Origin of the sequence: Persicobacter psychrovividus (assembly GCF_036492425.1) — a bacterium.
GTDB lineage: Bacteria > Bacteroidota > Bacteroidia > Cytophagales > Cyclobacteriaceae > Persicobacter > Persicobacter psychrovividus.
On record NZ_AP025292.1, the window covers coordinates 1773488 to 1799416 of the forward strand.

General features: G+C 44.0%; 21 protein-coding genes. 7 read left to right on the forward strand and 14 right to left on the reverse strand.

The features are described 5' to 3' along the window. Positions 1-163 precede the first annotated feature (163 nt). Genes AABK40_RS07590 through AABK40_RS07600 form a run of 3 tightly spaced genes read left to right on the forward strand, consistent with a single transcriptional unit; the run spans position 164 to position 3346 of the window. Complete coding sequence (locus AABK40_RS07590) at positions 164-1867, forward strand: DNA polymerase/3'-5' exonuclease PolX (protein ID WP_338396652.1); 1704 nt, start codon at positions 164-166, stop codon at positions 1865-1867. A gap of 4 nt (positions 1868-1871) precedes the next feature. Beyond that, positions 1872-2900 (forward strand): glycosyltransferase family 9 protein, encoded by a 1029-nt coding sequence (locus AABK40_RS07595; RefSeq protein WP_332919260.1) that lies wholly within the window; start codon positions 1872-1874, stop codon positions 2898-2900. 8 nt (positions 2901-2908) lie between these two features. Next, on the forward strand, positions 2909-3346 hold the full coding sequence (locus AABK40_RS07600; RefSeq protein ID WP_338396653.1) for a hypothetical protein: 438 nt from the start codon (positions 2909-2911) through the stop codon (positions 3344-3346). Positions 3347-3386: 40 nt separating this feature from the next. Here the strand turns inward: AABK40_RS07600 and AABK40_RS07605 are convergent, their stop codons facing one another. The 10 genes from AABK40_RS07605 to folK form a co-directional block, all read right to left on the reverse strand. Then, on the reverse strand, positions 3387-3809 hold the full coding sequence (locus AABK40_RS07605; protein ID WP_332919258.1) for a gamma-glutamylcyclotransferase: 423 nt from the start codon (positions 3807-3809) through the stop codon (positions 3387-3389). Between the two features lie 227 nt (positions 3810-4036). Further along, entirely contained in the window at positions 4037-5290 is a 1254-nt protein-coding gene (locus AABK40_RS07610) for a tetratricopeptide repeat protein (protein ID WP_338396654.1), read from the reverse strand. 31 nt (positions 5291-5321) lie between these two features. Further along, positions 5322-7892 (reverse strand): DNA gyrase subunit A, encoded by a 2571-nt coding sequence (gene gyrA, locus AABK40_RS07615; protein ID WP_338396655.1) that lies wholly within the window; start codon positions 7890-7892, stop codon positions 5322-5324. A 421-nt stretch (positions 7893-8313) separates the two neighbouring features. Then, positions 8314-9483: a hypothetical protein gene (locus tag AABK40_RS07620; protein WP_338396656.1), complete on the reverse strand. Its 1170-nt coding sequence runs from the start codon at positions 9481-9483 to the stop codon at positions 8314-8316. Positions 9484-9486: 3 nt separating this feature from the next. Next, a complete protein-coding gene (locus tag AABK40_RS07625; RefSeq protein ID WP_338396657.1) occupies positions 9487-10431 on the reverse strand; it encodes an FKBP-type peptidyl-prolyl cis-trans isomerase in 945 nt (314 codons plus the stop codon). A 185-nt stretch (positions 10432-10616) separates the two neighbouring features. Beyond that, positions 10617-11684, reverse strand: coding sequence for a response regulator (locus AABK40_RS07630; protein ID WP_332919253.1), 1068 nt, complete (start codon positions 11682-11684; stop codon positions 10617-10619). A gap of 110 nt (positions 11685-11794) precedes the next feature. Further along, complete coding sequence (locus AABK40_RS07635; protein ID WP_338396658.1) at positions 11795-13402, reverse strand: hybrid sensor histidine kinase/response regulator; 1608 nt, start codon at positions 13400-13402, stop codon at positions 11795-11797. Positions 13403-13443: 41 nt separating this feature from the next. Beyond that, positions 13444-13902 carry a response regulator gene (locus AABK40_RS07640; RefSeq protein WP_332919251.1) on the reverse strand — a complete coding sequence of 153 codons (459 nt, stop codon included), beginning with the start codon at positions 13900-13902 and terminating at the stop codon, positions 13444-13446. Positions 13903-14134: 232 nt separating this feature from the next. Continuing rightward, complete coding sequence (locus tag AABK40_RS07645) at positions 14135-15661, reverse strand: sensor histidine kinase (RefSeq protein WP_338396659.1); 1527 nt, start codon at positions 15659-15661, stop codon at positions 14135-14137. 1 nt (position 15662) lies between these two features. Further along, positions 15663-16157, reverse strand: a complete 495-nt coding sequence (gene folK, locus AABK40_RS07650; RefSeq protein WP_332919249.1) for a 2-amino-4-hydroxy-6-hydroxymethyldihydropteridine diphosphokinase — start codon at positions 16155-16157, stop codon at positions 15663-15665. A 103-nt stretch (positions 16158-16260) separates the two neighbouring features. Here folK and sppA point away from each other — a divergent pair, with 103 nt between their 5' ends. After that, positions 16261-18024 carry a signal peptide peptidase SppA gene (sppA, locus tag AABK40_RS07655; RefSeq protein WP_332919248.1) on the forward strand — a complete coding sequence of 588 codons (1764 nt, stop codon included), beginning with the start codon at positions 16261-16263 and terminating at the stop codon, positions 18022-18024. A gap of 166 nt (positions 18025-18190) precedes the next feature. Here sppA and AABK40_RS07660 read toward each other — a convergent pair whose 3' ends face one another. The 4 genes from AABK40_RS07660 to AABK40_RS07675 all read right to left on the reverse strand — a co-directional run bounded on the left by AABK40_RS07660 (position 18191) and on the right by AABK40_RS07675 (position 21160). Further along, positions 18191-18886, reverse strand: coding sequence for a potassium channel family protein (locus AABK40_RS07660; RefSeq protein WP_338396660.1), 696 nt, complete (start codon positions 18884-18886; stop codon positions 18191-18193). 273 nt (positions 18887-19159) lie between these two features. Next, entirely contained in the window at positions 19160-19927 is a 768-nt protein-coding gene (locus AABK40_RS07665; protein ID WP_332919246.1) for a S1/P1 nuclease, read from the reverse strand. Positions 19928-19971: 44 nt separating this feature from the next. Next, positions 19972-20643: an HD domain-containing protein gene (locus tag AABK40_RS07670; protein WP_338396661.1), complete on the reverse strand. Its 672-nt coding sequence runs from the start codon at positions 20641-20643 to the stop codon at positions 19972-19974. Next, positions 20633-21160, reverse strand: a complete 528-nt coding sequence (locus AABK40_RS07675) for a gamma carbonic anhydrase family protein (RefSeq protein ID WP_332919244.1) — start codon at positions 21158-21160, stop codon at positions 20633-20635. The genes AABK40_RS07670 and AABK40_RS07675 overlap by 11 nt, the downstream gene beginning before the upstream one ends. Before the next feature lie 36 nt (positions 21161-21196). On the opposite strand from AABK40_RS07675, the gene AABK40_RS07680 reads away from it, so the two are divergent. The 3 genes from AABK40_RS07680 to AABK40_RS07690 all read left to right on the forward strand — a co-directional run bounded on the left by AABK40_RS07680 (position 21197) and on the right by AABK40_RS07690 (position 25885). Further along, positions 21197-22492 carry an anthranilate synthase component I family protein gene (locus AABK40_RS07680; RefSeq protein ID WP_338396662.1) on the forward strand — a complete coding sequence of 432 codons (1296 nt, stop codon included), beginning with the start codon at positions 21197-21199 and terminating at the stop codon, positions 22490-22492. A gap of 26 nt (positions 22493-22518) precedes the next feature. Beyond that, a complete protein-coding gene (locus AABK40_RS07685; protein WP_338396663.1) occupies positions 22519-23319 on the forward strand; it encodes a DUF3298 and DUF4163 domain-containing protein in 801 nt (266 codons plus the stop codon). Positions 23320-23539: 220 nt separating this feature from the next. Further along, positions 23540-25885 carry an outer membrane beta-barrel family protein gene (locus AABK40_RS07690; protein WP_338396664.1) on the forward strand — a complete coding sequence of 782 codons (2346 nt, stop codon included), beginning with the start codon at positions 23540-23542 and terminating at the stop codon, positions 25883-25885. Positions 25886-25929 lie beyond the last annotated feature (44 nt).

Sequence of the window (25929 nt, forward strand, 5' to 3'; positions counted from 1 at the left end):
ACTAATAAAATATACTAAAATTATTACATATCATCTGCCCCAATGAAGGAAATAATCCTATTGATGAATAACAAAAGAGCCCCTTGTAGTTTTCTTAGCGTGCGATTTTGTTTAATTTTGACCCTCAGTAGAACCGCTTTTTTTATTTCTAAATTTCTGTCCCTTGACCAAAAAGCAAATCCTTTCGCCACTAAAAAAATACCTCCTCCTTAAAGAAGTCCACGGAGGAAATTCTTTCTCGCTGCGCCCCTATCAAAAAATCATCTCGATGATTGACAATGGCGTACTTTGGCTTGAAGAGTGGTCTTCGGAAACACTGCTCAACACCGAGGGGGTGAGTAAAAATATTGCAGGCATCCTGATGGAAATCGTTGAAAAAGGGACTTTCGATAAGCTCGAAGAACTGATCGACAAAACGCCCGCAGGCATACTGGACCTGGCACAGCTCAAAGGCCTGGGACCAAAAAAAATTATGGCCTTGTGGATGGACAGCAACATTACCACGCCCGAGGACCTTATCCTGGCCTGTGATGATGGCCGACTGGCCAAAGCAAAAGGGTTTGGTGCTAAAAGTATTGAATCGCTGCGTGAGTCTGCCATTTTCTGGACCGAAAATCATTTTAAGGAACATTGGGCAGATGCCGAACCTATTGCCGAGCGCCTGATGGCAAAGGTGAAGGAAATACTTCCGACAGCTTCTATCGCTTTGGTGGGCGATTTCGCAATGGACCTGCCAGAGATCAGTGCACTGGAAATGCTGATCGGCTCCCTGACGCCCATCAGTACACACCAGCAGGTAACAGCGCATGAAGACTTCACGGAAGCGCCTAAAACCTCTGGGCCTTTTACTTTTCGGGGCAAAGTGGCGGGTATCAGTTTACCGACCACGATTCATTTTGTGAATCAGGCTGATTTTGTTGCTGAAAAGTTCAAAAGAACCGCCATGCCGCAACACCTCAACAAAGCAGGAAAGAGTGGTCAATCGCTTCGAATGGTATTGGAAGAAAAGACTTTTGAAAATGAGCAGCAAATCTACGAAGCGGCGGAACTGCCATTCATTCAATTGCCGATGCGAAATGGAACCCATGAGTGGGAATGGGCGCAACAATTCAAGGCCGAAGACCTTATAACCACAGCAGCATTACAAGGGCCAATACATAACCACACCCATTATTCTGACGGCATGAACAGCCTGCAGGAAATGGCAGACTATTGTATCGCTAAAGGATGGAAATATATCGGTATCTCTGACCACAGCCAGACGGCCGCTTATGCCAATGGCTTGAGTACCGAGCGCGTTTTGGCACAACAGGCCGAGATCGATGAGCTCAACGCCTCCTTCAAAGATTTCAAAATTTTCAAGGGTATTGAATCAGATATTCTTCAACAGGGCGAACTTGACTATCCTGAAGAAATATTAAAAACTTTTGACTTCATTGTTGCTTCTATTCATGGCAACCTGTCAATGGATCTTGAAACCGCCACCAACCGATTGCTTCGCGCCATAGAAAACCCCTACACCACAATGCTGGGACATCCTACTGGCCGATTGCTATTGAAAAGAGCGGGATACCCGATCGATCACCAGCGTATTATCGATGCCTGTGCCGAACATCAGGTAATCATTGAAATTAATGCCAATCCATGGCGACTCGACCTCGACTGGCAGTGGGTCAATTATGCCGTCAGCAAGGGTGTCATGATTTCCATTAACCCAGACGCACACGTAACCACTGGCCTTGATGACATGCGTTATGGGGTGAAAGTGGCCAAAAAAGCAGGGCTGACCATCAAAGACACCTTCAATGCAAAATCGCGGGAAGAGGTGGCGGCATACTTTGCGGAACGAAAATCCAGAATTCAATAAATATATGTCCATAGATCAAAAAAATATCAAGAAAATATTGGTCATCCGATTCTCCTCTATTGGTGACATCGCCTGGACCTCTACCGTGGTTCGCTGCCTGAAACAGCAAATTAAGGGAGTAAAAGTCCATTTTGCCATCAAAAAAGGATTCAGAGCACTGATGGAGACCAACCCCTATGTGGACAAGCTTCACCTGCTGGATGGCAGCATGAAACCCTTGATCGCCGAGCTGAAAGCGGAGGAATTCGACTTTATTGTGGATTTACATAATAACCTGCGGACGGCACGCATCAAGTGGGCGCTCAATGCCCCTTCTTCTACTTATGACAAGCTTCGCATTAAACGATTCCTGTACACTAATTTTCAGATCAATTATATGCCGAATGTTCACGTAACAGATCGGTATATGGATGCGGTACGCCCCTTGGGTGTGGTCAATGATCAGGAAGGAATGGATTATTTTATTCCTGAAAAAGATGAGGTGGAAAAAGAGTGGCTCCCTGAGGAGTTTCAGAAAGGCTATATTGCTTATGTGATTGGTGGCACGAAATTCACAAAAATTCTTCCCTTTGAGAAGATGGTTGAATTATGTGATAAGATCAGTCGGCCGATTGTTTTAGTGGGTGGGCCCGAAGATCAGAAAAATGGGGAGCGCCTGGAGGAGTTTTTCAAAAAACAGCCTCATAATGCACCATATGAGGAAGGATTGAAGGAATTAGGCAAAAAAACCGTTATCTTTAACGGCTGTGGAAAGTTCAGTTTGAATCAGTCCGCCTCACTGGTAAAACACGCCGATTACGTGTTTGGCCATGATACAGGACTTACGCACATTGCGGCGGCATTCAAAAAGACTATTTACAGCATTTGGGGCGGGACAGTTCCCAATAACTTCCACCCCTACGGTACGAAGTTTTTTGTTTTTGAAAATAACAAATTATCATGTCGCCCCTGTTCAAAATCAGGGCTAAAGAAATGTCCGAAAGGGCACTTTAAATGCATGAAAGATTTGACATTCGATTTTTATTTACCATGATTAATCAGTTGAAAAGATTTGGAAGAGAGTTGCGCGTTGGAATACCATTTTTATGGTTGGGGTTGATCATCGGGCTTTCATTTGTTCATAATACTGTATCGGCAAAAGCCATGAAAGCGGACCTGACGGTGGATTTGATGGGCGCAGGGAAAATGGTCTTTACCAGTCTGAATAAAATGGAGATTTATCTGGCGATTGTCTTTGCGGTGAGCATCTTTTTTGCGATCCCTAAAGCGAAAGTTTTCTGGACTTATATTCTGATTGTACTGATATTGATCTTCCAGAGTATTCGGTTCCTGCCAGAGATTAGCGGTTACTGGCTCGATTCCTTAAAAATGATTGCCCATGGGAAAAGCACCCTTGAATTTTGGTATTTCTCCCTTGAGCTTGTAAAATCATTTTTATTGCTTCTGACAGGCTTTTTCGCCCTGAAGGAAATTCGTTAATAGCGCGATCCCTTTATTGGGTCAAGAATGCCTATTTGTTCTAAACAGATTGGCATTTTTCGTTTTTATACCACGACAACAAATCCATCCCTTTAAAGTCAATATTTTTGTTGAGTAATCTCTGGCTTTGTCCTTCCTCGATCGGTTTACCATCCTTTAGGCCGATATAGACAATGGCTTCTACTGCGCTGCCGCCTGTTTTCACTTTCAGTATTTCAGCAGAAGAAAAAGCTTTGCCTTCCCAGAGTTCCATCACCCGTCTTTCTTTAGGCTCAATCTCGACGACAATGCCTGAAACGGCACAGCTCGGTGCTGGGCGTAAAAACTGCTTATTCGTTTGCTCGTCACAACAGATCGTAAAATTATCCAGGGTGGCAGATCTATGCTGAAATTTCTTACCAAAGACCAATAGTTGATTTTCAGTTTCTGTCAGTGGGCCGAATAGGAAAAGTTGAGTTGTCATTTTTGTAAGGTTGAATATGGTATAGTGGTTTGTTTAATATCGTTCTAAATTAACAATAAATTTAGGTCGGATGCTATAACGTATTAAAATAAAATTAAGATACGTTTTTCCTCTAAAAAATTTCAACTTTCCGCTTACCGACTGATAATCAAGCCTCTTAAAAACATAAAAAAAGCCTGAACTCGAAAGTTCAGGCTTTTAAATATTGATGAATATCAATCAAATGATTATTCAGGGATTGATTCTAATTGCTTTTGAATCTCCGCAGCTTTCGCTTTATCTCCAATTTTTAGGTAAGTACCCGCCAAAGTCTCCAACAACATTCTGTCGTTAGGCTTTAACTCACGAGCTTTTTCGAAAAATGGCAAAGACTTACGGAATTGCTCTTTTGCTTTGTTTTCCACTTCAGCACCACGCTTACGGTACTCGTCCATCGACATGTCGTTGGCTTCGTTCCAAGTTGCAGCAGCAGTGTTATAGTGGTTTACAGCAATGTTAAATACTGCATCATAATACTTAGGATTAACCGCAACAGCATCTTCATAAGCTTTCAATGCTTTAGCAGAATAGGCTGTCATTGCCTCTTTATCCTCATTCTTTTTAGCGCTTGTCGCCAATTGGTCATAAACGTAACCCAAGTCATAGAACAAAACTTCGTTCTTTGGATCAGCGTCAATTTCCTTTTGGATTTTCTCGATCGCCATATCAGGCTGCTCCAATTTCAAGTACAAGCCTACCATTTCCTGGATCATGTTTTTATCCGTTGGGTAGTAAACACGTGCAGCATTCACAGCATCCAAAGCAGCTTGGTAATCCTCTTTGAAAGATTTTTCCAAATAGATCACTTGCTGATAATACAACATGTCAGCAGTATCATTCAATGCTTTTTTCGCTTCGATATACCCTTTGAAGTTATCCAAAGTGGCTTGTTGCATGCTCCCTTCCTGAGAAGCGGCAATTGCAGAGTACAAGAAAGCAGTAGTATCCGCTTTGATGATTTTCGACTGGTTGAAATATTTTACCGCCGTTTTGTAATCAGCAGCACCGTAAGCAGTCGCTCCTTGATTAAAGATCGCTCCCCAAGTAGACTCAATCGTCTGATCAGCCATAATAGGGTAAGTTGAATTTGGCTTTTCAAGATCATCTACTTTATGCAAAGCCGCCACACCTTCTTTCAAAAGTGATTCGTCGATATTTGCAGTATCTTTAAGCGCCAAAGCAGTATAGATTTTACCTTTAGCCAAGTAATCTTTAGCCTTAGGAGCTTTTTTTGCCGCTTTTTCTGCGCCTTTTTTCGCCGTAATTTTTTCTACCTGATCCTGCATGTAAGAGAAAGCATTGTCAATCTCTGTCTTTGCTTCATCCACTTTACCTTCAGTAAGCAAAGTCTGTGCTTTAGTAGAAGAACCTTTTGTTACTTGAGCAAATGAAACGGCGCTCATAGAAGCTACCATCATTGCCGTCACAAATAATCGTTTCATAACGTTGTAAATAAATTATAGAATAGTCGATTTAATTTTCTGTTTCTTCCTCTTCATCAGAAGAAGTTGCTGAAGGAGCATCCTCTACAGGAGTTTCAGCAGCGCCTTCAGTGGTGGCCTCTGCCCCCTCTTCTGTAAGCACTTCCATTTCCTCCAATTGCTCCACGCGCTCTACGGAAGCGATTTCATCCTCTTCCTGCAGGCGAATCAATTTCACTCCCTGCGTTGCACGTCCCATTACACGCAAGCCTTCAACAGCCATACGGATCAGGATACCAGATTTAGTAATGATGATCAGGTCGTCAGAATCTTCCACCTGCTTGATCGCCACCAACTGGCCTGTTTTTTCAGTAACGTTCATCGCACGAACCCCTTTACCACCACGGCGGGTTACGCGGTAATCAGAAACCAATGAACGTTTACCATAGCCATTTTCACTTACTACAAGTACATTGGCATTGTCAGCATCCGTTACAGGAACCATTCCGATTACGCAATCATCCTCACTGGCCAAGGTAACTCCTCGAACCCCAGTGGCATTACGTCCCATTGCACGAACATCCGCTTCATTGAATCGGATTGCCTGACCAGCACGTGTACCGAGCAGGATGTAATCATTTCCTGAAGTAAGGGCTACATCCAAAAGACGATCGCCTTCATTAATAGAAATGGCATTGATTCCGTCGCGGCGTGGACGAGAGTAAGCACTCAGAATGGTTTTCTTCACCACCCCTTTGGTGGTCACCATCATCAGGAAGTTGTTATTCACATAATCTTCATCCTTGAGATCCTTCACATTGACAATCGAGCGAACTTTATCGCCTTGCTCAATATTGATCAGGTTCTGAATTGCACGGCCTTTGGCAGTTTTTGAACCTTCAGGCACTTCGTACACTCTTTTCCAGAATACACGCCCCATCTCTGTGAAGATCAACAGGTAGTTGTGTGCCGAAGCCACAAACATCAGCTCGGTGAAATCATCCTCTTTAGAAGATGCACCACGCGAACCTACCCCGCCGCGTCCTTGTGTTCTGTATTCCGACAACAAAGTACGCTTGATATAGCCCTCGTTGGAAACGGTGATAACCATTTCTTCATTCGGGATAAAGTCTTCCACATCGAAATCATCCGCAGAATGAACAATGTCAGTGCGACGTTCATCACCATAGCGCTCTTTAATTTCCGCCAATTCCTCTTTGATGATGTCCATACGAAGGGTTTCATCATTCAGAATTGAAGTCAAGTAATCGATGGTTTTCTTCAGCTCTGCATATTCATTATTGATCTTATCACGCTCAAGACCTGTCAGGCGCTGCAAACGCATGTCCAGGATGGCTTTCGCCTGAATATCTGAAAGCGAGAAATTCTCGATCAATGATGCTTTGGCCAATTCAGGATCACGCGAAGCACGGATCAGACGAATAACCTCATCAAGGTTATCCAAAGCGATCAAATATCCTTCAAGGATATGCGCACGTTTTTCCGCTTCTGCCAATTCATACTGCGTACGGCGAACCACTACATCGTGACGGTGGCGCACATAATACTTGATGATTTGCTTCAGGTTCAACGTCAGTGGTCGGCCATTTACCAAAGCCACATTATTGACACCGAAAGAAGACTGAAGTGCAGTATATTTATAAAGGTTATTGAGAACGATATTCGATACCGCATCTTTTTTCAATTCATAAACAATGCGCAAACCTTTACGGTCAGACTCGTCACGAATATCACCAATACCTTCAATTCTTTTCTCATTAACAAGGGCGGCAGTTTTTTCGATCATCGCAGCCTTGTTCACCATATAAGGAATTTCGGTCACGATAATTTGCTCGCGGCCATTCTTCATGGTTTCGATCGTCGCTTTGGCACGTAATACTACTCGTCCACGTCCTGTTTCAAAGGCCGATTTAACACCTGAGAAACCATAAATCACCCCACCAGTAGGAAAATCAGGCGCCGTAATATGCGTCATCAATTCACTGATTTCAATATCATTATTATCGATATAAGCGGTAATTCCATTCACGACCTCCGTCAGGTTGTGAGGTGGCATATTGGTGGCCATACCTACGGCAATACCAGAAGCCCCGTTCAACAACAAGTTGGGCAAACGAGCGGGTAAAACCGACGGCTCCTTCATGGAGTCATCAAAGTTTGGCTGAAAGTCTACGGTATTTTTATTGATGTCTTGCAACAGCTCATCAGAAACACGCTTTAATCGTGCCTCAGTATAACGCATCGCTGCAGGAGAATCACCATCAATAGAACCGAAGTTCCCTTGTCCGTCTACCAAAGGATAGCGCAATGACCAATCCTGTGCCATACGCACCATGGTATCATAAACTGATGAGTCACCATGCGGGTGATACTTACCCAAAACTTCCCCGACAATACGGGCAGATTTCTTGTATGATTTATTGTAAGTTACCCCAAGATCCAGCATCCCGTAAAGGACACGGCGGTGAACGGGTTTCAGGCCGTCACGAACGTCAGGCAGTGCACGAGAAACGATTACAGACATTGAATAATCAATGTAGGCGCCTCTCATTTCATCCTCTATATTAATAGGGATGATATTTTCATTTTCTCCTCTTGCCATATTCAAAAATAAATACTGATTCCCCCAAAAAATTGGGAGCGCTTTATGAAATAATGCTTACCTCTAACGAGGTTCACAAAAATAACAGATTCTACCGTTTTTGCAGTAAATTCTGCCGCCCTTTTATCTTTTTTCAAGAAAAAAAATCTTAATCCACCCCTCTTCAATCGCGATTTTTCGTAAAATCAGCCTTTTTCCTGCGTTTTCCGCTCTTGAACCTTTTTTTACCCCCGATACATTATGTTAAACAAGAATTTAAAATATCAGTTTTTGAGGAACAGGGATCTTTGTTAAAGGTTGGACAGGGCTATAAAATTCATTCATTTTGAATAAAAAGTCATTGGCAAAGATTAAACAATAATCTTACCAAAATACAAAAAATCGAAAAATGAGATGAATTTTTAAGGGTTATCGGGCTAACTTACTCAGCATCTTTGGAATAGTCGCTGGCATTATTTGTTTTACTGCCTGAGGAAGACTTCCCTTTGCCTTTGCGCAGGGGTAATTTCTTCCATCTGAGTTTTTGATAAAACTGGGGAATTTGCCCGATTTGCGGGTCTTGGGGATAAAAAATTGGCTGTCCCCTGAAAGCTCTGTCGCCATGCTGATGCTTCTGTTGTGTACTGCAATTGGGAATAGGACAACGCTTGATTTCTGGGAAAGTAAAACTCAGCCCAAAGCTGATCGAAAAACCATTCTGACTGGTTTTAATGCTTGAGGTGGTTTGCGGCAGAACGGTGTTATAGCTGCGCATCTCATAAGATGGGCGCACATACAATCTGAAATACTCCGACACATTATAATACATCGGCATGGCCAACTGCACATCAATGCTTGGATGATTGACCGCCTCATTGAAGGCTTTGCCCATATTGTATTTCCCTATGCCCAGCTCGGCATAATAAGACCAGCCCATAAAATCAAAGAAATTATAACCCAGCAACAGGTTGTATTTAAAGTTCCAGGTACTGATATCCACCACATGACTACCAATTTGGCTATCGTAACTGTTGTAGGGATTCAGGTAAGATAATTTGTGGTGTTCGGCCTCAAAGCCTAAACCCACCCTAAATTTTTTGTAATTGAAAAAGAGTGACAGGTTAATGGGAACGGTCGTTGCCACCCCACGATACCCCAACTCAGGAAAACTGCCTGCGGGGAAATGAGTAACCGCACCAGCCGAATCAATCACGCCGGTATTAATCCCTCCTCCGGGCTGAATAGGTGTGGGAATATCAGGGAAATTGCCTCCTGCGCCAGTATTGCCGTTGATCGCCACCCGCTGAGGGTCGGTCAGCCAATTGGAAAATGCAACACTGTCCATTCCGCCATTCTCCTGAGGCAAGCCCAGCATCGGGATATTGTTCTGATAGTAAAGATCGTAACCGCTTAAATCCTGATTATAAAACGCTCGACCTGACCCCACCCCGACATCGAGGGAGAACATATTTAATATTTTGCGAAAGGGACTGTATTTGATCGGTGTTCGGGTGGCGTACACATCCGAGAGGTTGTACTGCGCCACTGCTTTTTCAGGATTGACGGCGCCCCAAAATGCGAATACCATAAGTATGACAAGTAATTTACGCATTGATCAGGGAGTTTGGGGGTTGGTGACATTAGGAGTGAATTCATCTACTCGCACGATAATCGACCCGAAAGGTTTTAAATCCGCAAATAAAGGAGCAATAATGCCATTTTCAGCACACTCCTCCCGCAAGAAAGCGGGCACGACAGTAACGCCTGCATCATAGGCCAGTTCCGAAGGAAACACCAAATAACCTTTGGCATTGGGCGCCAGGCTCAGAAAGGCATCATTAAGCCCTTCAAACAAGTTATTTTCTATGGCCGAGTCATAATATAGGGTTGTATCGCTTTTCAGGCTTACTTGTTCTTTGTCCAAATTAACAGCCTCTAAACCACACTTCAACCGCCCAGTTGTTGTGGGCTGACTGATGGTGGATTCGCTGGCATAAAAGTAACGGCTGGATAAATTTACTTCCTGCAAATTTCCTTTCACCTGCTCAAAGACCAATCGGGCATTTTCTAAATCCTGCGCTTTCCAGTCTGCTTCAGAAAAAACTTTTGTAACGGTAACATCCACCCTCAGGGATGAATTGGAAGGCAATTGCCGAAACGGAAAGGATTTCCATGCCAATTCCGAAGGCAACAAAATGCGCACTTCAGCCCCCTCCGACAAGGTCGATAATGCCTCATCGAGCACAAGGGGCAAAATAGCCTGCTGCCCTACCCTAAACCGCTGAACGGCGTCATCTATTTTCTGATCTTCTAAATCATAGACGGTAACACGTGCTTCCACCACATTATTTACACTGATGGGTGTGCCATTGCCCGCCTGTATTGTGCTAATATAATATCCTGACCCCTGTTGCTGATAATCCAGGCCAGCGCCAGCAATATAATCCTCCACCGACTTTTCCACGGGCACAATACGCTCTACCATTGGGCTGGTACATTGTGTCAGGCCAAGACTGAACGTGATGGCCAAAAAGAAAAGAAGTCGTTTTATATTTATCATATTAAAAAAGGCAATGCCCCACGGAGCTTCACCAAACACCTGTTTCGTGTAAATAACGTTGAAAATTGAGTTTATTCTTTTAAAATCAAAAGATATTGGGCACAATTTCACGATTAACCATAAAAAAACACCCAAAAACATCATTAACTGTATTTTTGGGTGTTCTTAAAGTCATGTGGAAGGTTTTAATAAAAACCATTCTTGATCGACTGCAGGCGACCAAGTTCTACGACTTTAATATTTCTTCCCCGAATCTGAATCAGGCCTTCTTCCTTAAAGTCTGCCAAAGTACGGATCACCGATTCGGTGGACGTCCCTACGATATTGGCCAAATCTTCACGAGTGATGGACATGGTGAATTCCGAAGAATTTTCACTTTCGTTATAACGTCCTTCAAGCATAATTAACGCTTCTGCCACCCGCTGACGAACCGAGTTGTAAGCCAAATTTAACAAACGCTCTTCCGATTCCTTGAGGTTGTTCGAAAGGATTTTGATGAACTTATGGGCAACATCCCTTTTGCTTGTAAGCAGGGCAAAGAAATCTTCCTTAGGAATGAAACAAATTTCAGAATCTTCCAGCGCCATCGCCGACTCAGTGTAGTTGGTCATCTCCAGCAAAGCCATATAACCAATAAAATCACCTGCTTTGAAAAGCCCTGTAATGTATTCCTTGGCGTCCTCATTGGTTTTGTAGGTTTTCACCTTCCCTTTAGAGATAAAGAACAAACCGTTTGGAATCGCTTCCTCATGATAGATGATCTCTTTACGCTTGTAGGTTTTTACTTTACGGTCTTTTGACAAGGAAGCCAGGTCACCACTTTCGGCAGCACTGAAGAAATCATCCAAACCACCCAAATCCTGAGAGAAGTCTTTTTTGAACAAGTCATTTTTCTTCAGTCTTGATTCCACAGCGTTCAACAACTCCATATCATCAAAAGGCTTGGTCAGGTAATCATCAGCACCCATTTCCATCCCTTTTCTGAAATCGCCCCTTTCCGCCTTGGCGGTCAGGAAAATAAAAGGAATGCTCGCCGTGTTCGGGTTTTTCCCTAAAAGATAAAGTACGCCGTACCCATCGAGTTCAGGCATCATGACATCACAGATGATCAGGTCAGGAAGGTCCTTGGTTGCTTTCTCAACACCTACTTTACCATTTTCAGCAGTGAGTACTTGGTAATTGGCTAACTCCAGAATTTCGGCGGTATTTTCCCGCATATCTGGGTTATCCTCTATCAGAAGAATCTTTTTCATTCAATTAGTTTGATTAATTGCAATGACAATACAAGCGCATTGTGTAAGCACCGAATAAAGTGCCACTGCAAATTAACTATTTTTTTCGCATGAATCTACATGCAAATTCATTACAATGGAATATTTATAAAAAAGGTCGTCCCTATCCCCTCTTCACTCTCAAAACGGATGGCCCCATTGAGCATATCGACATACTTCTTGACAATGTTAAGCCCGAGGCCCGTTCCCTGAATATTTTGAGCATTATTGGCACGGAAGAACCGTTCAAAGATATGCACCTGTTCACTTGCTGAAATCCCCATCCCCTGATCTTTGATGGTAATGGCCAGTTGATCATCCGTAAGGTCGACATTAAGGAAAATCAGTTTCCCTTCGCCAGAATACTTGATGGCATTGGAAAGCAGGTTGAGCAAAATATTCTTGAAAATCTGAATATCCATCGTAATATAGGCCTGGGAATCGCCCGTAAATGCATATTCAATTTTCTGCCCTTTCCGCAACAATACCTGAATCTCATCGATAATTTGCTGTGCTTTATCATCCACCTGCATTGGTTCGGGGGTGTGCTTGATTTTCCCTTCCTCCAGTTTTGAAATCGAAAGGAAATCATTCAGTATTCCCGTCAGGTTATTGACCGACGATTTGATCCGCTGCACGTGCTTATCCCGACGCTCCTGCTGACTGCTTTCCGTATAGCGGCCAATCAGCGAAGCTGAAGAAAGGATGGTACTCAGTGGGGTGCGGAATTCATGCGAAGCGGTGGTTACAAATCGGGTCTTGAGCTCATTGAGTTCAATTTCCTTGGCCAGGGCACGGCGGATTTCCTCCTCGGCTTTTTTGGCCTCGGTAATATTCTGGTGCACCAGCAAAATTTGCTTTACATAGCCGAGGCTATTAAACAAAGGCACGCCATTCACGTGATAGGACGTTTTGCCGATCGTTACCTCAAAAGACACCGTGTCGCCACGGAACACCTTGGTAAACTCCGCTTCCCAGTTCACCTTTTCTTCAGGTTTCAGAAATTCCGTATAATGGCGCCCCACCATTTGCTTGGAGGCTACCTGCAACTGATCCAGCTCCTGCCCATCAGCAAAGACGAAACAGAAATCGCTGTCGAGCACTGAGATGATCCCTTTCGGGAAATTTCGGGAAATGGCTTTGTATAGGCGCTGGGATTGCCGTAATGCTTTTTCCGTAGATCGGCGCACCTCTATTTGTTTTTCGAGGGAATCGTTGGAGCGTTTGAGTTTTTTTACGGCCACAGCCAGCTCCCGTGTACGATCCTCCACCCTTTGCTCCAGCTCTTCATTCAAAACCCGAATCTGATTGAGGTTTTGCATATGGCGCAAGGAATAACGAATTGATCGGTCGAGAATATAGGAATTCAGCCCGCCTTTATAGACATAATCTGCGGCGCCAACCATCACGGCCTGATCATCGACATTTTGATCCAGCTGACCTGTAAGCAAAATCATCGGCGCCCTTGTGCCACTTTGTTTCGCTTCCTGAATCAGTTCAATACCTGTAAAAGCACCCAAGCGATAATCGATCAGGTAAACCTCATGATCGTGGTGGCGAATGGCCTGCAGCCCCTCACTGAAATTGGAAATCCAGTCGATCGTGTAATTTCTGTTCGGGATTTCAGAAATAATATCCCGTGTAATTATGAAATCCTCCTCATCGTCATCGATAAGAAGGATTCTTACTAATTCATCCATATTAGGGCAAAATCTTTTAAAAATTGGCGTCGCCAAAAACGCTACCGCATTTGAGGGGCGATAGGGTATTTATTGAAGCCAAACCAATAAGTGCATAGCGAGTTCATCAGTGCGACAAAATCGACAAAGCGGACAGGCTTGTTCAAAAATGAGTTAACCCCTAAATCATAGGAGCGAACAATATCCTCATCATTGGAAGAGGTCGTGAGCACCACAACAGGCAAACTATGGTATTCATTCAATGCTTTGATTTCCCTAAGGGCTTCTCTGCCGTCTTTTTTGGGCATGTTCAAATCCAACAGTACCAAAGAAGGCACTGGATACACCTGACGATCGCTATACTTGCCATTACCCAGCAAGTAATCCATTAACTCCTCTCCGTCCTCCACGAAATAAATTTTCCCTTTAAAATCACTTGCTTCGAGCGCTTCCTGCGCCAACAATCGATCTTCGGCATCATCGTCCGCTATCAAAATTACTGGAAGAGAAGATTTAATCATACTAATGAATTAAGTTAAAATATAGCAACTATCAATATATTGGAAAAGTACAATAAGGCTGCACCATTCTGGCAGATTGATGTGTAAGTATATTCCTTCTTAAAGATTAAAACAACTGTTAAGTTAAAAAATCAAAGTAGAGAAAGTAAAACCATGATGAATATCACTAACGCTTCACACTTCCATCAACTAAAGTAATAATAAATTACATAATGACCTGATAAAAACAGTATTAATATGTTTTCGAGCCTTTCTTCAATAATTTAAAAGCAAAGCGAGAACCATGACCCAAATCACTTTTTGCTTCTATTTGACCACCATGAAGCTCAACAATTTTTTTACAAATGGCTAAGCCTACCCCCGAACCTTCATACTTCTGACCTTCAAGGCGTTGGAATATGGTAAAGATTTTGTCCACATATCTTTGATCGAAACCAATCCCATTATCGATAATGGCCAGCTGTACATACTTTTGCTTTCCATTGGCCGTTTCGGCCGTTTCGTTGGTAATTTTTATCACTGGAGGGCGGTCTGGCGAACGGAATTTCAGGGCGTTGGAAATCATGTTCTGAAATAACTGACGCATCATGCTGCTGTCGGACTCAATTTCCGGCAAGTCATCGATCTCCACAACGGCCTGTTCTTTTTCAATGGCGACCTCCAAATCGTTCAGTACTTCCTTCACAATATGATTAAGGTCGATGGGCTGAAAGGCCGCTTTCTTAGAGCCTACCCTGCTGAATCGCAACAAATCGTTGATCAGCTTCTGCATCCGTTTGGCGGCATTCATCATGCGGTTCAGGTAATCAACACCCGTTTCCGACAAATTATTTTGCTCTTTGGTCATCAGACGATCCCCGAAGGCACGAATTTTCCGCAAGGGTTCCTGCAAATCATGGGAAGACACATAGGCAAACTCCTCCAAATCCCTGTTAGAGCGCTCAAGGTCTTCAGCATAACTTTTCAATTGCTCCTCCACTTCTTTAATCGCTGAAAGGTCGTGCAGAATACAGGTAAACATTTTTCGGTCGGGCAAATGCACCACCCCTACCGACAATTTCACATGGAGCATTTCCCCACTTTTTGAACGTCCCAGAATTTCCCTTGAAGACGGAATACTGACACCCGACTCGTAGGAAAGGAAAATCTGATTGACTTTCCCATCTTCATCAAGGCCATCGTCAGGATGCACCAACTCCTGAAAATTTTTGCCATAAAGTTCCCGCTGACGATACCCGAAAATGTTGGCTGCCGTCGGGTTTACCGTTTCAATATTCCCCTGGGCATCAAGGGTAACAATCCCATCTGCAGCACTATTAATGATCGCATTCAGCTTATTGGTATTTTCCGTAAAGCCTTTTTCCAAAATCGCTTCCTGGGACTTATCCAAGATCAGTTCCGCAAAATAAGGCTCACCATCGATCAGCCTGATCGAGAGCCAAACCTCCACAGGAAACACATAACCATTCCGTTTGACCGCCTGCATCATCAGCTCGTCGGCCACCAACCGATCCGCCGAAGGCGCAAACCGCTGCACCCGCCTTATGGCATTGAAATGCTCGCTGTGGTATTCTTCTTCATACAGACTGTTGACATGCCTGCCAGGGAGTTGTTCGGCATCCAGCGAAAACATCTCCAGGGCTTTTTCATTCATGTGCACAAGCTCAAATGCCTTATCAAAAATCACAAAGCCCACCATTCGTTCCTGCGAAAGAATATCGCTTGCCCAGGCTTTAAAATTGCTATCAAACTGTATCATGTTACTTCATTTCTGGCTTATAAACCCATGCTTTCAATTTATCGGGACACTGCTCCAGCAAGTGCTCAAGGGTGTAACCCAAAGTAGGGTGCTGTTTGTTTTTCACTACCTCAATCAGCGGCAGCAAGGTAAATCTGCGGTTATGGAGTTCTGGATGCGGGACGGTCAACCGCTGGCTTTGCAACACTTCCTCCCCGAAGAACAGAATATCAATGTCCATCGTCCGTTCGCCCCAGCGTTCGTGGCGCACCCTGCCGAGCTTTATTTCAATCTGCTGAATGGCCATCAGTAGCGGATAGGCCTCCAGTGCTGTTTCCACCTCAAGCACCTGATTCAGAAACGCCGGCTGGTCCGTTACGCCCCATGCTTCACTTTCATACACCGAAGAGGCTTTCAACACCTTCCCCACGGAGATTTCGATCTCCTCCACGGCCTGCTTCAGCAAGCCCTCACGATCCTGCAGGTTACTCCCTAATAACAGATATACTCCTCTCATCCTCGAATATTACCCTAACATATAAATTGAACAGCTCAAAATTAGATATTTTATTATATTTCTATCCTATTTATGAACTGAAAAAACAACCTAATTTTAAAATATGAAATTTCTTAAAAATGTTCTGGCCGTAATCATTGGCTTGGGAATCTTTTCCTTGATTTCAGTATTGCTGCTGATTGGTATTTTGGGGGCCGTAGGATCCTCAGGCAACACCAAGCAGCCCCTCAAGGAGGCTTCCGTCCTTCGCATAAAGCTTGATGGCCCTATTGTGGACCGTGCCGACGAAGACCCAAGCTATGGCCTGGGAAAACTTCTTGGCAAAGAATCTTCGATTGGGATCAACAAAATTGAGCAGGCGCTTAACCATGCAGCAGAAGATGACAATATCACTGCCGTTTACCTGGAAGCACCACAGATTATGGCTGGCCCTGCCTCGGCGCTTGAGTTACGACGCATGATTGCCCATTTTAAGAACACCACGGATAAACCCGTTTATGCCTATTCTCCTTATTATTCTCAGCTTTCGTACTTTGTGGCCTCTGCTGCGGATTCCGTTTTCCTGAACCCTGCGGGGGAACTGGAACTGAAGGGGCTTTCTGCCAACATTACTTTCTATAAAGGTCTTTTCGACAAATTGGGCATCAAGCCAGAAATTTTCCGTGTGGGAGATTTCAAAAGTGCGGTGGAGCCTTACTTCAGAAAGGACATGAGTAAAGAGAACAGATTGCAATACACTGAAATGCTCAATGGGCTGAACAAACACCTGATTGCCGAAATCAGTCAGGATCGCCACCTTTCAGAAAAGGAAGTAAAACATATTTCCGACAGCCTGCTTGTTCGTGGTCCAAAAGACGCCCTGAAATACCACCTTGTAGATCAGCTATATTATGAAGATCAGGTGGTTGATTTGCTGAAAAAAGCATCGGGACTTGAGGAGGATGATAAATTGCACTGCATCGGTCTGAATGCGTATTTGAATACTTTCGACGCTCCGGTAAATACCAGCGACAATAAAATTGCGGTTATTTATGCCGATGGCGGTATCATGACAGGTAAAAGCAAGCCGGGGACCATCGGCAGTACCACCATCATGGAAGAATTGGCCAAAGCCAGAAAAGACGATAAAGTAAAGGCCGTCGTATTGCGTGTAAACAGCCCTGGAGGAAGTGCTTTGGCTTCTGATATGATCTGGAGAGAAGTTAAACTGACCAAAGCCGTAAAACCTGTGATCGCCTCGATGGGGAATTATGCAGCTTCTGGCGGGTATTATATTTCGATGGCCGCTGACACCATTGTTGCAGAGCCTAACACCATTACGGGATCTATTGGAATTTTTGCAGTACTGATGAACCTTGATGAGCTATTGAATCACAAACTTGGCGTAACCCACGATGTGGTGAAAACAGGGGCCTTCTCTGACCTGGGCAACAACACCCGAAAAATGACCGACTACGAGCGCCATATTATTCAGTCGGGGGTTAACCGTGGCTATGAAACCTTCACCAGCAAAGCGGCGGAAGGCAGACACATGCCGATTGAACAATTGCTGAAAATTGCAGGCGGACGTGTTTGGACAGGCGAAAAAGCGCAACAACTTGGCTTGGTGGATGTGATGGGAGACCTTCATACGGCCATTAGTCTTGCAGCGAAAAAAGCCGACATTGAAGATGACTATAAAGTATCCAATCGCCCAGAAATCAAAGACCCTTTCACTCAGTTTATAGAAGAGATGAACGAAGAAGCGGAAGTGAAAATTGCCAAATTCAATTTTGGTCCTTTCATGGAATACGCCTCAACAATCAACCGATTGAAGCAAGCTAAAGGGCCTCAGGCACGCATGGAATTCGATATGGAGATCAAATAAAAATTGAACGCCTAAAAAATTAAAGCCTGTGGAAATCATCCGCAGGCTTTTTTTTATTCCCTCAGTAATAACTAAATATTGAAACGCTGTAAAATCAAACCGTACAAATGCAGTACAAATCGCGGTCTGCGAATAAAATTCAAGACGAAAATGGAAGATTGCAGCACTACTCTTTCTTGCCGAAATGCTTTTTCTCCGTGGGCACTGATATGTTGGCAGTATATTTACTGATCAGGATAGCCATTACAACGGCGAGGTAAAACTGCCCAAGCATCCCGACAAACATTGCCAGCACCCGCCCCATCGGGTGAACAGGGGAAATGTCGCCATAGCCAATGGTCGTCAGGGTCATGAAGGAATAATAAAAAGCAGATCGCAAGTCACCCATCGCTAAATTGGTATAGGCATTTTCGGTGGTTTCCACCAGGGCAATTACCAAAAGCGCCGAACAAATGCCGATTAAAAGATAGCCTGAAATGGCGGCATAAAAAGTGTTCTGGTTCACCTCCACAGTATGTAATAAATGATGCAGAATACGCCAAAGGATATAGCCATAAAACACCACGGTAATCACCAGAAACAGGTCCATAAACCAGATGGGGTTGAAAAATATGCTCAGCAGCTGCATCAATCCTGCTGTTCCTGCCAGCACATAAGCATAAATATATTGCCGACGGCCCGTAGAAATTGAAATCGCTGAAGCCCCTGAAACCAGCACCAACCCTACTGGAAATAGCAATTTGAAAAGGGTCCGATTCCGCTCGGGAAAACCCAAAGAGATAAGCAACAGGCAAAGCATCACGCACAGCACCATGAAATTGTTAGCCTTGAAGAAGGCCATCATTTTTGAAGACTTGATCATAAAAGTTGATATTGGTAGGCAAACTTGCCGCTGGAAAATCCATTGGGTGTCCGCCAAAAATTGCATACTGAAAAAAGGTATCCGTTTCAAATTTAAGCCCTCAAGGGCTGAAGTGCTAATTTTAAAAATATAAATCGCACCAAATATAAATATTAGCAGATCGGCAGGCCGTCCACCACCACCCTGTCATTGAAATGCAATATATCAGCAACAAAAAAAATCCTGTGATACCGAGCATCACAGGATTTAATAAATATTGGAAAATTGAACATTTTAACCAAATAGCGCATTCAGGTAACCTGCCAAACGAACCCCACCTTTTTCAAGTTGGTTGTAAAGCGTTTCACGGTGATCGAACATGTAGCGGTAGCTGAAATTGCCATCGCCAACGGTATCATACAATTTAGTTGCTACCTGATGAGATTCCGCTACCCATTGCTCTACCGAGCTTGATTGCCAGTTTTTAATCTCTGCCTTGGTAGGAACTCCAACGTGTCTCGACAATTCCGTATAGCTCAGCTGTGTGTTATCGATCATGTCTGAATCCCAAACACGGTGCAAGTTCGACTTATGCCCGAACCATTTTACCTTCACCAAATTACCTCCAAGATCTTCCTTGTGCCCTACGTGCATTGGCTGATGAATATCCCCGATGATATGGATAATGTAGCGCAAAGCTTCCTGACGACGTACCAAAGGCTGCGTTTTGTCTTTTACAATTTTGCTCATCATCTGAAGTGCCGTGATGGCATCCCCATGCGGATTTTTTTCCGACTGCGCATAGGTTTCATCCGATTTCATGTTTACATAATGGTAAACTTTACAGGAATCATAAGCGTGATCAGACTTGATCTCATCTGGCCATGTAGCGGCCATCGCCATATTTTCATCACCCAAAATAGCGATAATCGCCTTTTGTGTTTTTTTACTGATATGGTGACTTGCCACCTCTGCAACCGTACGGTGACCATTCTGCCCCCATGCAAATACCTGCCCTACAGCAAACAACATCAGGACGGCTAAAACATTCAACTTCTTCATGAATCAATTCTTGTTATTAAACTCCTGCAAAGGTAAACAAATCCTTATTGCTTACCTTCCCACTCATTATAGAAAGTTTGCAAAAATTGCTCCATATACGCATGCCTGCCCTCAGCGATCGCCTTTGCCTCGGGTGTATTCATCATATCCTTAAGTAAAAGTAACTTTTCATAAAAGTGATTCACCGTGGAACTGCGGCTGTTTTTATAGGCTTCAAAATCTTCATGGAGTTCCGCCGTTGCCGAAGGGTCATGCATCGGGCTGCCCACACTTCCCCCATAGGCAAAAGTACGCGCCACACCAATGGCTCCAATCGCATCGAGCCGATCGGCATCCTGAACCACAAAACCTTCTTCCGACTTCATCTTATTGGCGACCTTGGCCCCTTTATAGGAGACATGTTCCACAATATGAACAATCGCTTCGGCACGGGCAGGCTCCACCCCAAGTCCATGCAGGTACTTGCGGGCTTCCTTCGGCCCTACGGATTCATCACCATCGTGAAATTTGAAGTCGGCAATATCATGCAGGAGCGCACCCATCTCCACCACAAAAGCATCCATATTACTCTTCTTGTCAAGGATGTTTTGCGCATTCTTCCACACCCTATAAATATGCCACCAATCATGGCCAGTGCCTTCGCCTTCAAATTTGGATTTCACAAAGGCTGCCGTCTGATCGATCCACGCCTGCTCCTGAACGGTTTTACTTTTCATCTTCCTCTTTATACCAAGTGGCATATTTTTTATAATAACTCTCTCCTATTCGGCCAATCATCTCCTTGCGATCACCAATCTCTTTGACCTTTTTCGCAGGAACGCCCGCATAAATTGTCCCCGATTCCACCACCGTATTTTCAAGCACTACCGCACCCGCAGCCACCATAGCGCCCTCTTTCACCACCACGCCATCAAGCAGTGTGGCTCCCATACCGATCAGGCAGTTATCTTCAATGGTACAACCGTGGATCATCGCCTGATGCCCAATCGTTACATTGCTACCAATATTGGTTGGGTGGGTTTGATAGGACCCATGCACACAGGCCAAATCCTGAATATTGGTATTATCCCCCACCTTTATGTAGTTTACATCTGCACGCAAAACAGTATTGAACCAAATCGTGCAATTATCGCCGAGGGTAACTTCCCCAATTACCGTAGCGTTATCAGCTAAAAATACATTTTCACCGAATTTTGGGGTTACATTTCCTCGAATGGTCTTTACAAGTGCCATAGCTTTATTATTTTTGTAAAAAAATACGCACTCCTTTTGAAAAGAAACACGCTAATCCTTCCTTATACAGAAGTTTCAGAATCTCAGATTTTGCAATGGGCACAGCAACAGCAACATTTCCTGCTGCTGAACCCGAACGACTACCGCCTGAAGGCTGACTTTTCCTCCTTCGAAAAAATTTTTGCCGTAGGCAGACGCGCGCACATAGAAGTGCCCGCCAACACCGATGGGCAATCCAGGCCTTTTGAGCAAATCCGAAAATTCCATGAGCAACATCAGGACTGGCTTTTTGGGCACCTGAATTACGATCTGAAAAATGAACTGGAAGATTTGCAAAGCAGACACCCTGCAAAAACCGCCTTTCCAAACCTGCATTTCTTTGTGCCCGAAAGCTTATTCTTTTTCGAGGCTCATCATGTAAGATTAGAAACTTATTCAGATTCAAGCAAGATAAAAGCGGAAATTCTGTCCACGAATTTACCCGCAACACGCCCCCTGAATCCTGTGGTTTTTCAGGCGCAAACCACCAAATCCGCCTATCTGCAAACGATCAACAGCCTGAAGGAGCATATCCGTCAGGGAGATTTCTATGAAATCAATTTCTGCCAGGAATTTACTGCCGAAGGGGTGTCGATCGACCCACTGCAAACCTATCAGGCACTGAATGCCATGTCGCCCATGCCCTTTTCGGCCTTTTACCGACTCAAAGAGCAGTATGCCATTGGCGCCTCCCCTGAACGGTTCATCAAAAAGGAAGGTCGAAAGGTGATCTCTCAGCCTATAAAAGGCACCAGCCGACGCAGAACCGACCCCAAAAAAGATGCTCAGCAAAAAGCGTATTTGGTTAATTCTGACAAAGAGATTGCAGAGAACATGATGATTGTTGATCTGGTCAGGAATGATCTGGCACAAACGGCCACCTACGGATCGGTCAAAGTGCCCGAGCTGTTCAAGGTTTATTCCTTTCCGCAGGTTCACCAACTGATTTCCACCATTACGGCCGAGCAACGTGAAGGTACACATTGGAGTGACATTATTGAAAAGGCCTTTCCGATGGGTTCTATGACTGGAGCCCCAAAAATTTCCGTGATGAATCATGCTGATCGTTACGAAAATGGAAGGCGGGAACTTTATGCGGGAACTATTGGCTATATTACACCCGAAGGCGATTTTGATTTCAATGTAGTGATCAGAACCCTGTTTTATAACACTGAAAACCACCAGGCCAACTATTGGGTAGGTGGTGCAATTACGATTGATTCCGACGCCGAAGCAGAATATGCGGAATGCATGCTGAAAGCTAAGGCTATTCAATCCATTTTCAAAAATTAAGCGGTAACGTTAATTTATTCCATAATATGAAAAAAACACTCCTACTTCTACTCAGTATTGCGACGCTCTTCAGTTGTTCCGACGACAAAAAGCAAGAGCAATCCACGAACACCACCACTGCTGAAACGCTTGGCAAGACCAATTATGAAACCTTCAAAGCGGTGGAGCACATTAAGGCTGAAAGCACTGACAGCATTACACCCGCTTCCTTTTCAGTAAAAATCCCGCTTTATGTGCAGCCCAACAAAGTAGAGAAACGATTCAATGCATCGGTATTGAGCATGTTCGCTCAGGACTCTGTACAGAGCACGGCCGATTTTCAGATGCAGATGAACGAACTCCTGAGCGAATACCTGCAAACCAAAAAGGAATTTCCTGAGATGCCTGGAGGCTGGTACCTGCAAAACGATGTTGAACTCACCTACCGCTCAGAAAAGGTGTGGGCGTTTACAAAAACCAGCAGTGAGTTTACTGGCGGCGCACATGGCAATTACAGCGTTACGTACGCCAACTTCATTCCTGCCACTGGAAAAAAACTAACCCTCAAGGAGGTCTTTAAAGAAGAATTTATGAATAAACTGACCGAGCTGGCTGAGAAAGCATTCCGCGAAGACCGAAATATCAAAGATTCATCATCATTACAGCAATTGGGTTACACCTTCAAAGATGGGCAATTTCAGCTTTCAGAAAATTTCCTGCTGACTGACGATGGCATCCGATTTTTTTACAATGCTTATGAGGTTGCGCCTTATGCCATGGGAACAGCAAAAGCAGACTTGTCGTTGGAACAAATACAGTCAGGATTAAAATACAATTGGATTAAGTAGTGTATTTAATTTGTTTTTAATACCACTGATTTACAAGTACTTAAACAGCCCAATTTATCTAATTATTGGGCTGTTTTTTTGCGCTAAAAGTTGTCATAAGCTAAAACAATCGATAATTTTACTATCATATAATTCCCACTTACTGATAAGTCTACATTTTCCCTGTTTTGGAGTGATATTTGCGGAATTCCCAAATAATCACCGTATTAATTGTTTTATTATGAATCAAAGCCCAAAGCTTTTTAAACTATTTGTGTTTTTCGGAGTGCTGCTACTCCCGTTAATTTCAAAGGCGAATGACCCAAAAATCACGGTTAAGGGCCAAATATTAGAAGCTGAAAAAAAAGAAGAAGTTCCCTTTGCCACAGTGGCTATTTATTTATCCGAAAACGAGCCGCAGCCTGTAAAATCTGGCTATTCGGATATGGACGGCCACTTTGCCATTGAACTGCCAAAAGCTGGCAACTACTTCGTCAGTATTCAGTCGATGGGCTACGACCCCTACAAAAAATCCATTCAGTTCGATGAATCCACCGACATGGGGACCATCCTGCTCAAAAGCCAGGTGCAACTGCTCGAAAGTGTGGTAATCACCGGAGAAAAAGCAACGGGAACAACGACCCCTGGCGCAATGACTTTCACGATGGACCAGCAAGGTACCGATGATATGGAGGAAATTGTAGGCAACATGCCCGGTGTGGAAGTGGACTTTGATGGCAACGCAACGATCAGGGGGCTTCAAGTGACTTATCTGGTCAACGGTGAAGAATCCGGAATGGAAAATCCCTTACAGGAAATCCCAAAACAATCGATCGCCCGAATGGAACTGATGACCAACCCGCCGGTGGAATTTGCCTCTTCAGGCCCAGTGATCAATATCATTCTAAAGGAAAATGCCAAAATCGGTAACAGCTTCCGCGGTGGTTTAGGAGCAGGTAACCTCGGTAACTTACGTGGTTATACAGGTGGTTCGATCCGTAAAGAAAACCTGACGATCAACCCATGGATTTATTACTCCCAGCGGGAAAAACGGTCTCATGGGTCATACGATCAACTCAATCATGGACAACGCTATTTGGAGCAAACCTATAATAACAACAGCGGTTTCCATTATGGAAATTACGGAACATGGTATGCCTATAAATTTAAAGATAAGAGTGAGTTGAGCGGAACGCTGAGGCTTTCGCTTTCCGATAACCACTCGAGCAACGATAATGACGGTGATATTTATTCGATAGACTCGACCTTTCAGACTTCAAAAAATATCCGTACCAGCGAAACGACCAGTTTTTCGAGGCAGGCACATTATGAAAATAAATACCGCAAAAAGTGGGATTCGGGACAAAAATTATCCCTGCGCTATTTTTTCTCTTTCAACCAAAACCTGTCTAAACCTGGTCAGTACTCGAGAATCACGGATTTCACGGATGCAACCGATGAAGTTACAAGGGACGAAGGTGATCGCTCAAGTCTTTCCAACAGACACCGTATTCAAACAAAATTCACGCAACCACTTGGTGAGGACATGAAAATTGTTGGAGGATATTTCTTTGACTATCGACTGAACCGCCAGACAGCCTCCTACCAAACCCAGATTAATGATGGTATTTGGCTTGATAATCCGGATCGCCGACAGGATGCTCAAACCCTCACCCAGTCCAATGATATGTTTCTCAGCTTTTCGGCAAAACACAACCGCTTTGGGTTCAATGCCGGTGCGCGCTACAAACTTGGGCAAACGGATATCCACCAATGGAACAGCAACAGTCAGCAATATGATGATTTCACCAACCCGTTCAGTAACTTGAACAGCAGCGTGAAATTCACTTACGACCTCAACGAAGACGCAAGCGAAAACATCATGCTGTCGTACCGCAACAACGTTCATCCGCCAAGCGCAAGTCAACTGAACCCTTTCATTGATGACTCCAACCCACTGTGGATCACGATGGGTAACCCAGACCTGAAAAATTCACAGAACCATTACCTTGAGCTGGAATACCTGAAGGTGGGTAAAGATTATACGCTGAAAACAGGGCTATTTGGAAGAAAGGTATTGAACTCTGTTGCCCGCTACCAATGGTCGAAAGAAGATACGGTTTATAACTCATTCCGAAATATTGAAGGGATCAGCACTACCGGACTTAATGTGTATTTCCAGAAAGACCTGTTGAGCAATTTAAAATTAAGCTCTGACGCCTCTTACACTTACGAATACATGCCCGAACGTGAAGGTACGCTGGACAAGGCACAAACTTACTTTTATATCAAGGGGAACATGGAGTATAAATTCTTGAAAGACTACCGTATTTCAATCACCGGAAGATATACCTCCACTAAACTCACCAACAATGCACAGGTTTTGGGTTACGGAAGTATGGACTTTAATGCAGAACGAAAATTCTACGATGGTCAGGCCAAAGTCTATTTCAATGTGCGGGATGTCTTCAATACCATCGAGCAGAACGTATTAACCTCCACAGATTCCTTCGTCAGGGATGCATTCACCAAGCAGGAAACCCGAAGGTTTATTGTCGGGATGTCATTCTATCTGAATGGAATCTAAAGGAAGATAAAATCAAAAATATAGCCCTAAGTGTGATCTTAGGG

Excerpts from the sequence above, each read along its gene's own strand:
- AABK40_RS07595 (WP_332919260.1), top strand. The coding sequence starts at position 1,872 with ATGTCCATAGATCAAAAAAATATCAAGAAAATATTGGTCATCCGATTC.
- AABK40_RS07605 (WP_332919258.1), bottom strand. The coding sequence starts at position 3,809 with ATGACAACTCAACTTTTCCTATTCGGCCCACTGACAGAAACTGAAAAT.
- AABK40_RS07610 (WP_338396654.1), bottom strand. The coding sequence starts at position 5,290 with ATGAAACGATTATTTGTGACGGCAATGATGGTAGCTTCTATGAGCGCC.
- gyrA (WP_338396655.1), bottom strand. The coding sequence starts at position 7,892 with ATGGCAAGAGGAGAAAATGAAAATATCATCCCTATTAATATAGAGGAT.
- AABK40_RS07620 (WP_338396656.1), bottom strand. The coding sequence starts at position 9,483 with ATGCGTAAATTACTTGTCATACTTATGGTATTCGCATTTTGGGGCGCC.
- AABK40_RS07625 (WP_338396657.1), bottom strand. The coding sequence starts at position 10,431 with ATGATAAATATAAAACGACTTCTTTTCTTTTTGGCCATCACGTTCAGT.
- AABK40_RS07630 (WP_332919253.1), bottom strand. The coding sequence starts at position 11,684 with ATGAAAAAGATTCTTCTGATAGAGGATAACCCAGATATGCGGGAAAAT.
- AABK40_RS07635 (WP_338396658.1), bottom strand. The coding sequence starts at position 13,402 with ATGGATGAATTAGTAAGAATCCTTCTTATCGATGACGATGAGGAGGAT.
- AABK40_RS07640 (WP_332919251.1), bottom strand. The coding sequence starts at position 13,902 with ATGATTAAATCTTCTCTTCCAGTAATTTTGATAGCGGACGATGATGCC.
- AABK40_RS07645 (WP_338396659.1), bottom strand. The coding sequence starts at position 15,661 with ATGATACAGTTTGATAGCAATTTTAAAGCCTGGGCAAGCGATATTCTT.
- folK (WP_332919249.1), bottom strand. The coding sequence starts at position 16,157 with ATGAGAGGAGTATATCTGTTATTAGGGAGTAACCTGCAGGATCGTGAG.
- sppA (WP_332919248.1), top strand. The coding sequence starts at position 16,261 with ATGAAATTTCTTAAAAATGTTCTGGCCGTAATCATTGGCTTGGGAATC.
- AABK40_RS07660 (WP_338396660.1), bottom strand. The coding sequence starts at position 18,886 with ATGATCAAGTCTTCAAAAATGATGGCCTTCTTCAAGGCTAACAATTTC.
- AABK40_RS07665 (WP_332919246.1), bottom strand. The coding sequence starts at position 19,927 with ATGAAGAAGTTGAATGTTTTAGCCGTCCTGATGTTGTTTGCTGTAGGG.
- AABK40_RS07670 (WP_338396661.1), bottom strand. The coding sequence starts at position 20,643 with ATGAAAAGTAAAACCGTTCAGGAGCAGGCGTGGATCGATCAGACGGCA.
- AABK40_RS07675 (WP_332919244.1), bottom strand. The coding sequence starts at position 21,160 with ATGGCACTTGTAAAGACCATTCGAGGAAATGTAACCCCAAAATTCGGT.
- AABK40_RS07685 (WP_338396663.1), top strand. The coding sequence starts at position 22,519 with ATGAAAAAAACACTCCTACTTCTACTCAGTATTGCGACGCTCTTCAGT.
- AABK40_RS07690 (WP_338396664.1), top strand. The coding sequence starts at position 23,540 with ATGAATCAAAGCCCAAAGCTTTTTAAACTATTTGTGTTTTTCGGAGTG.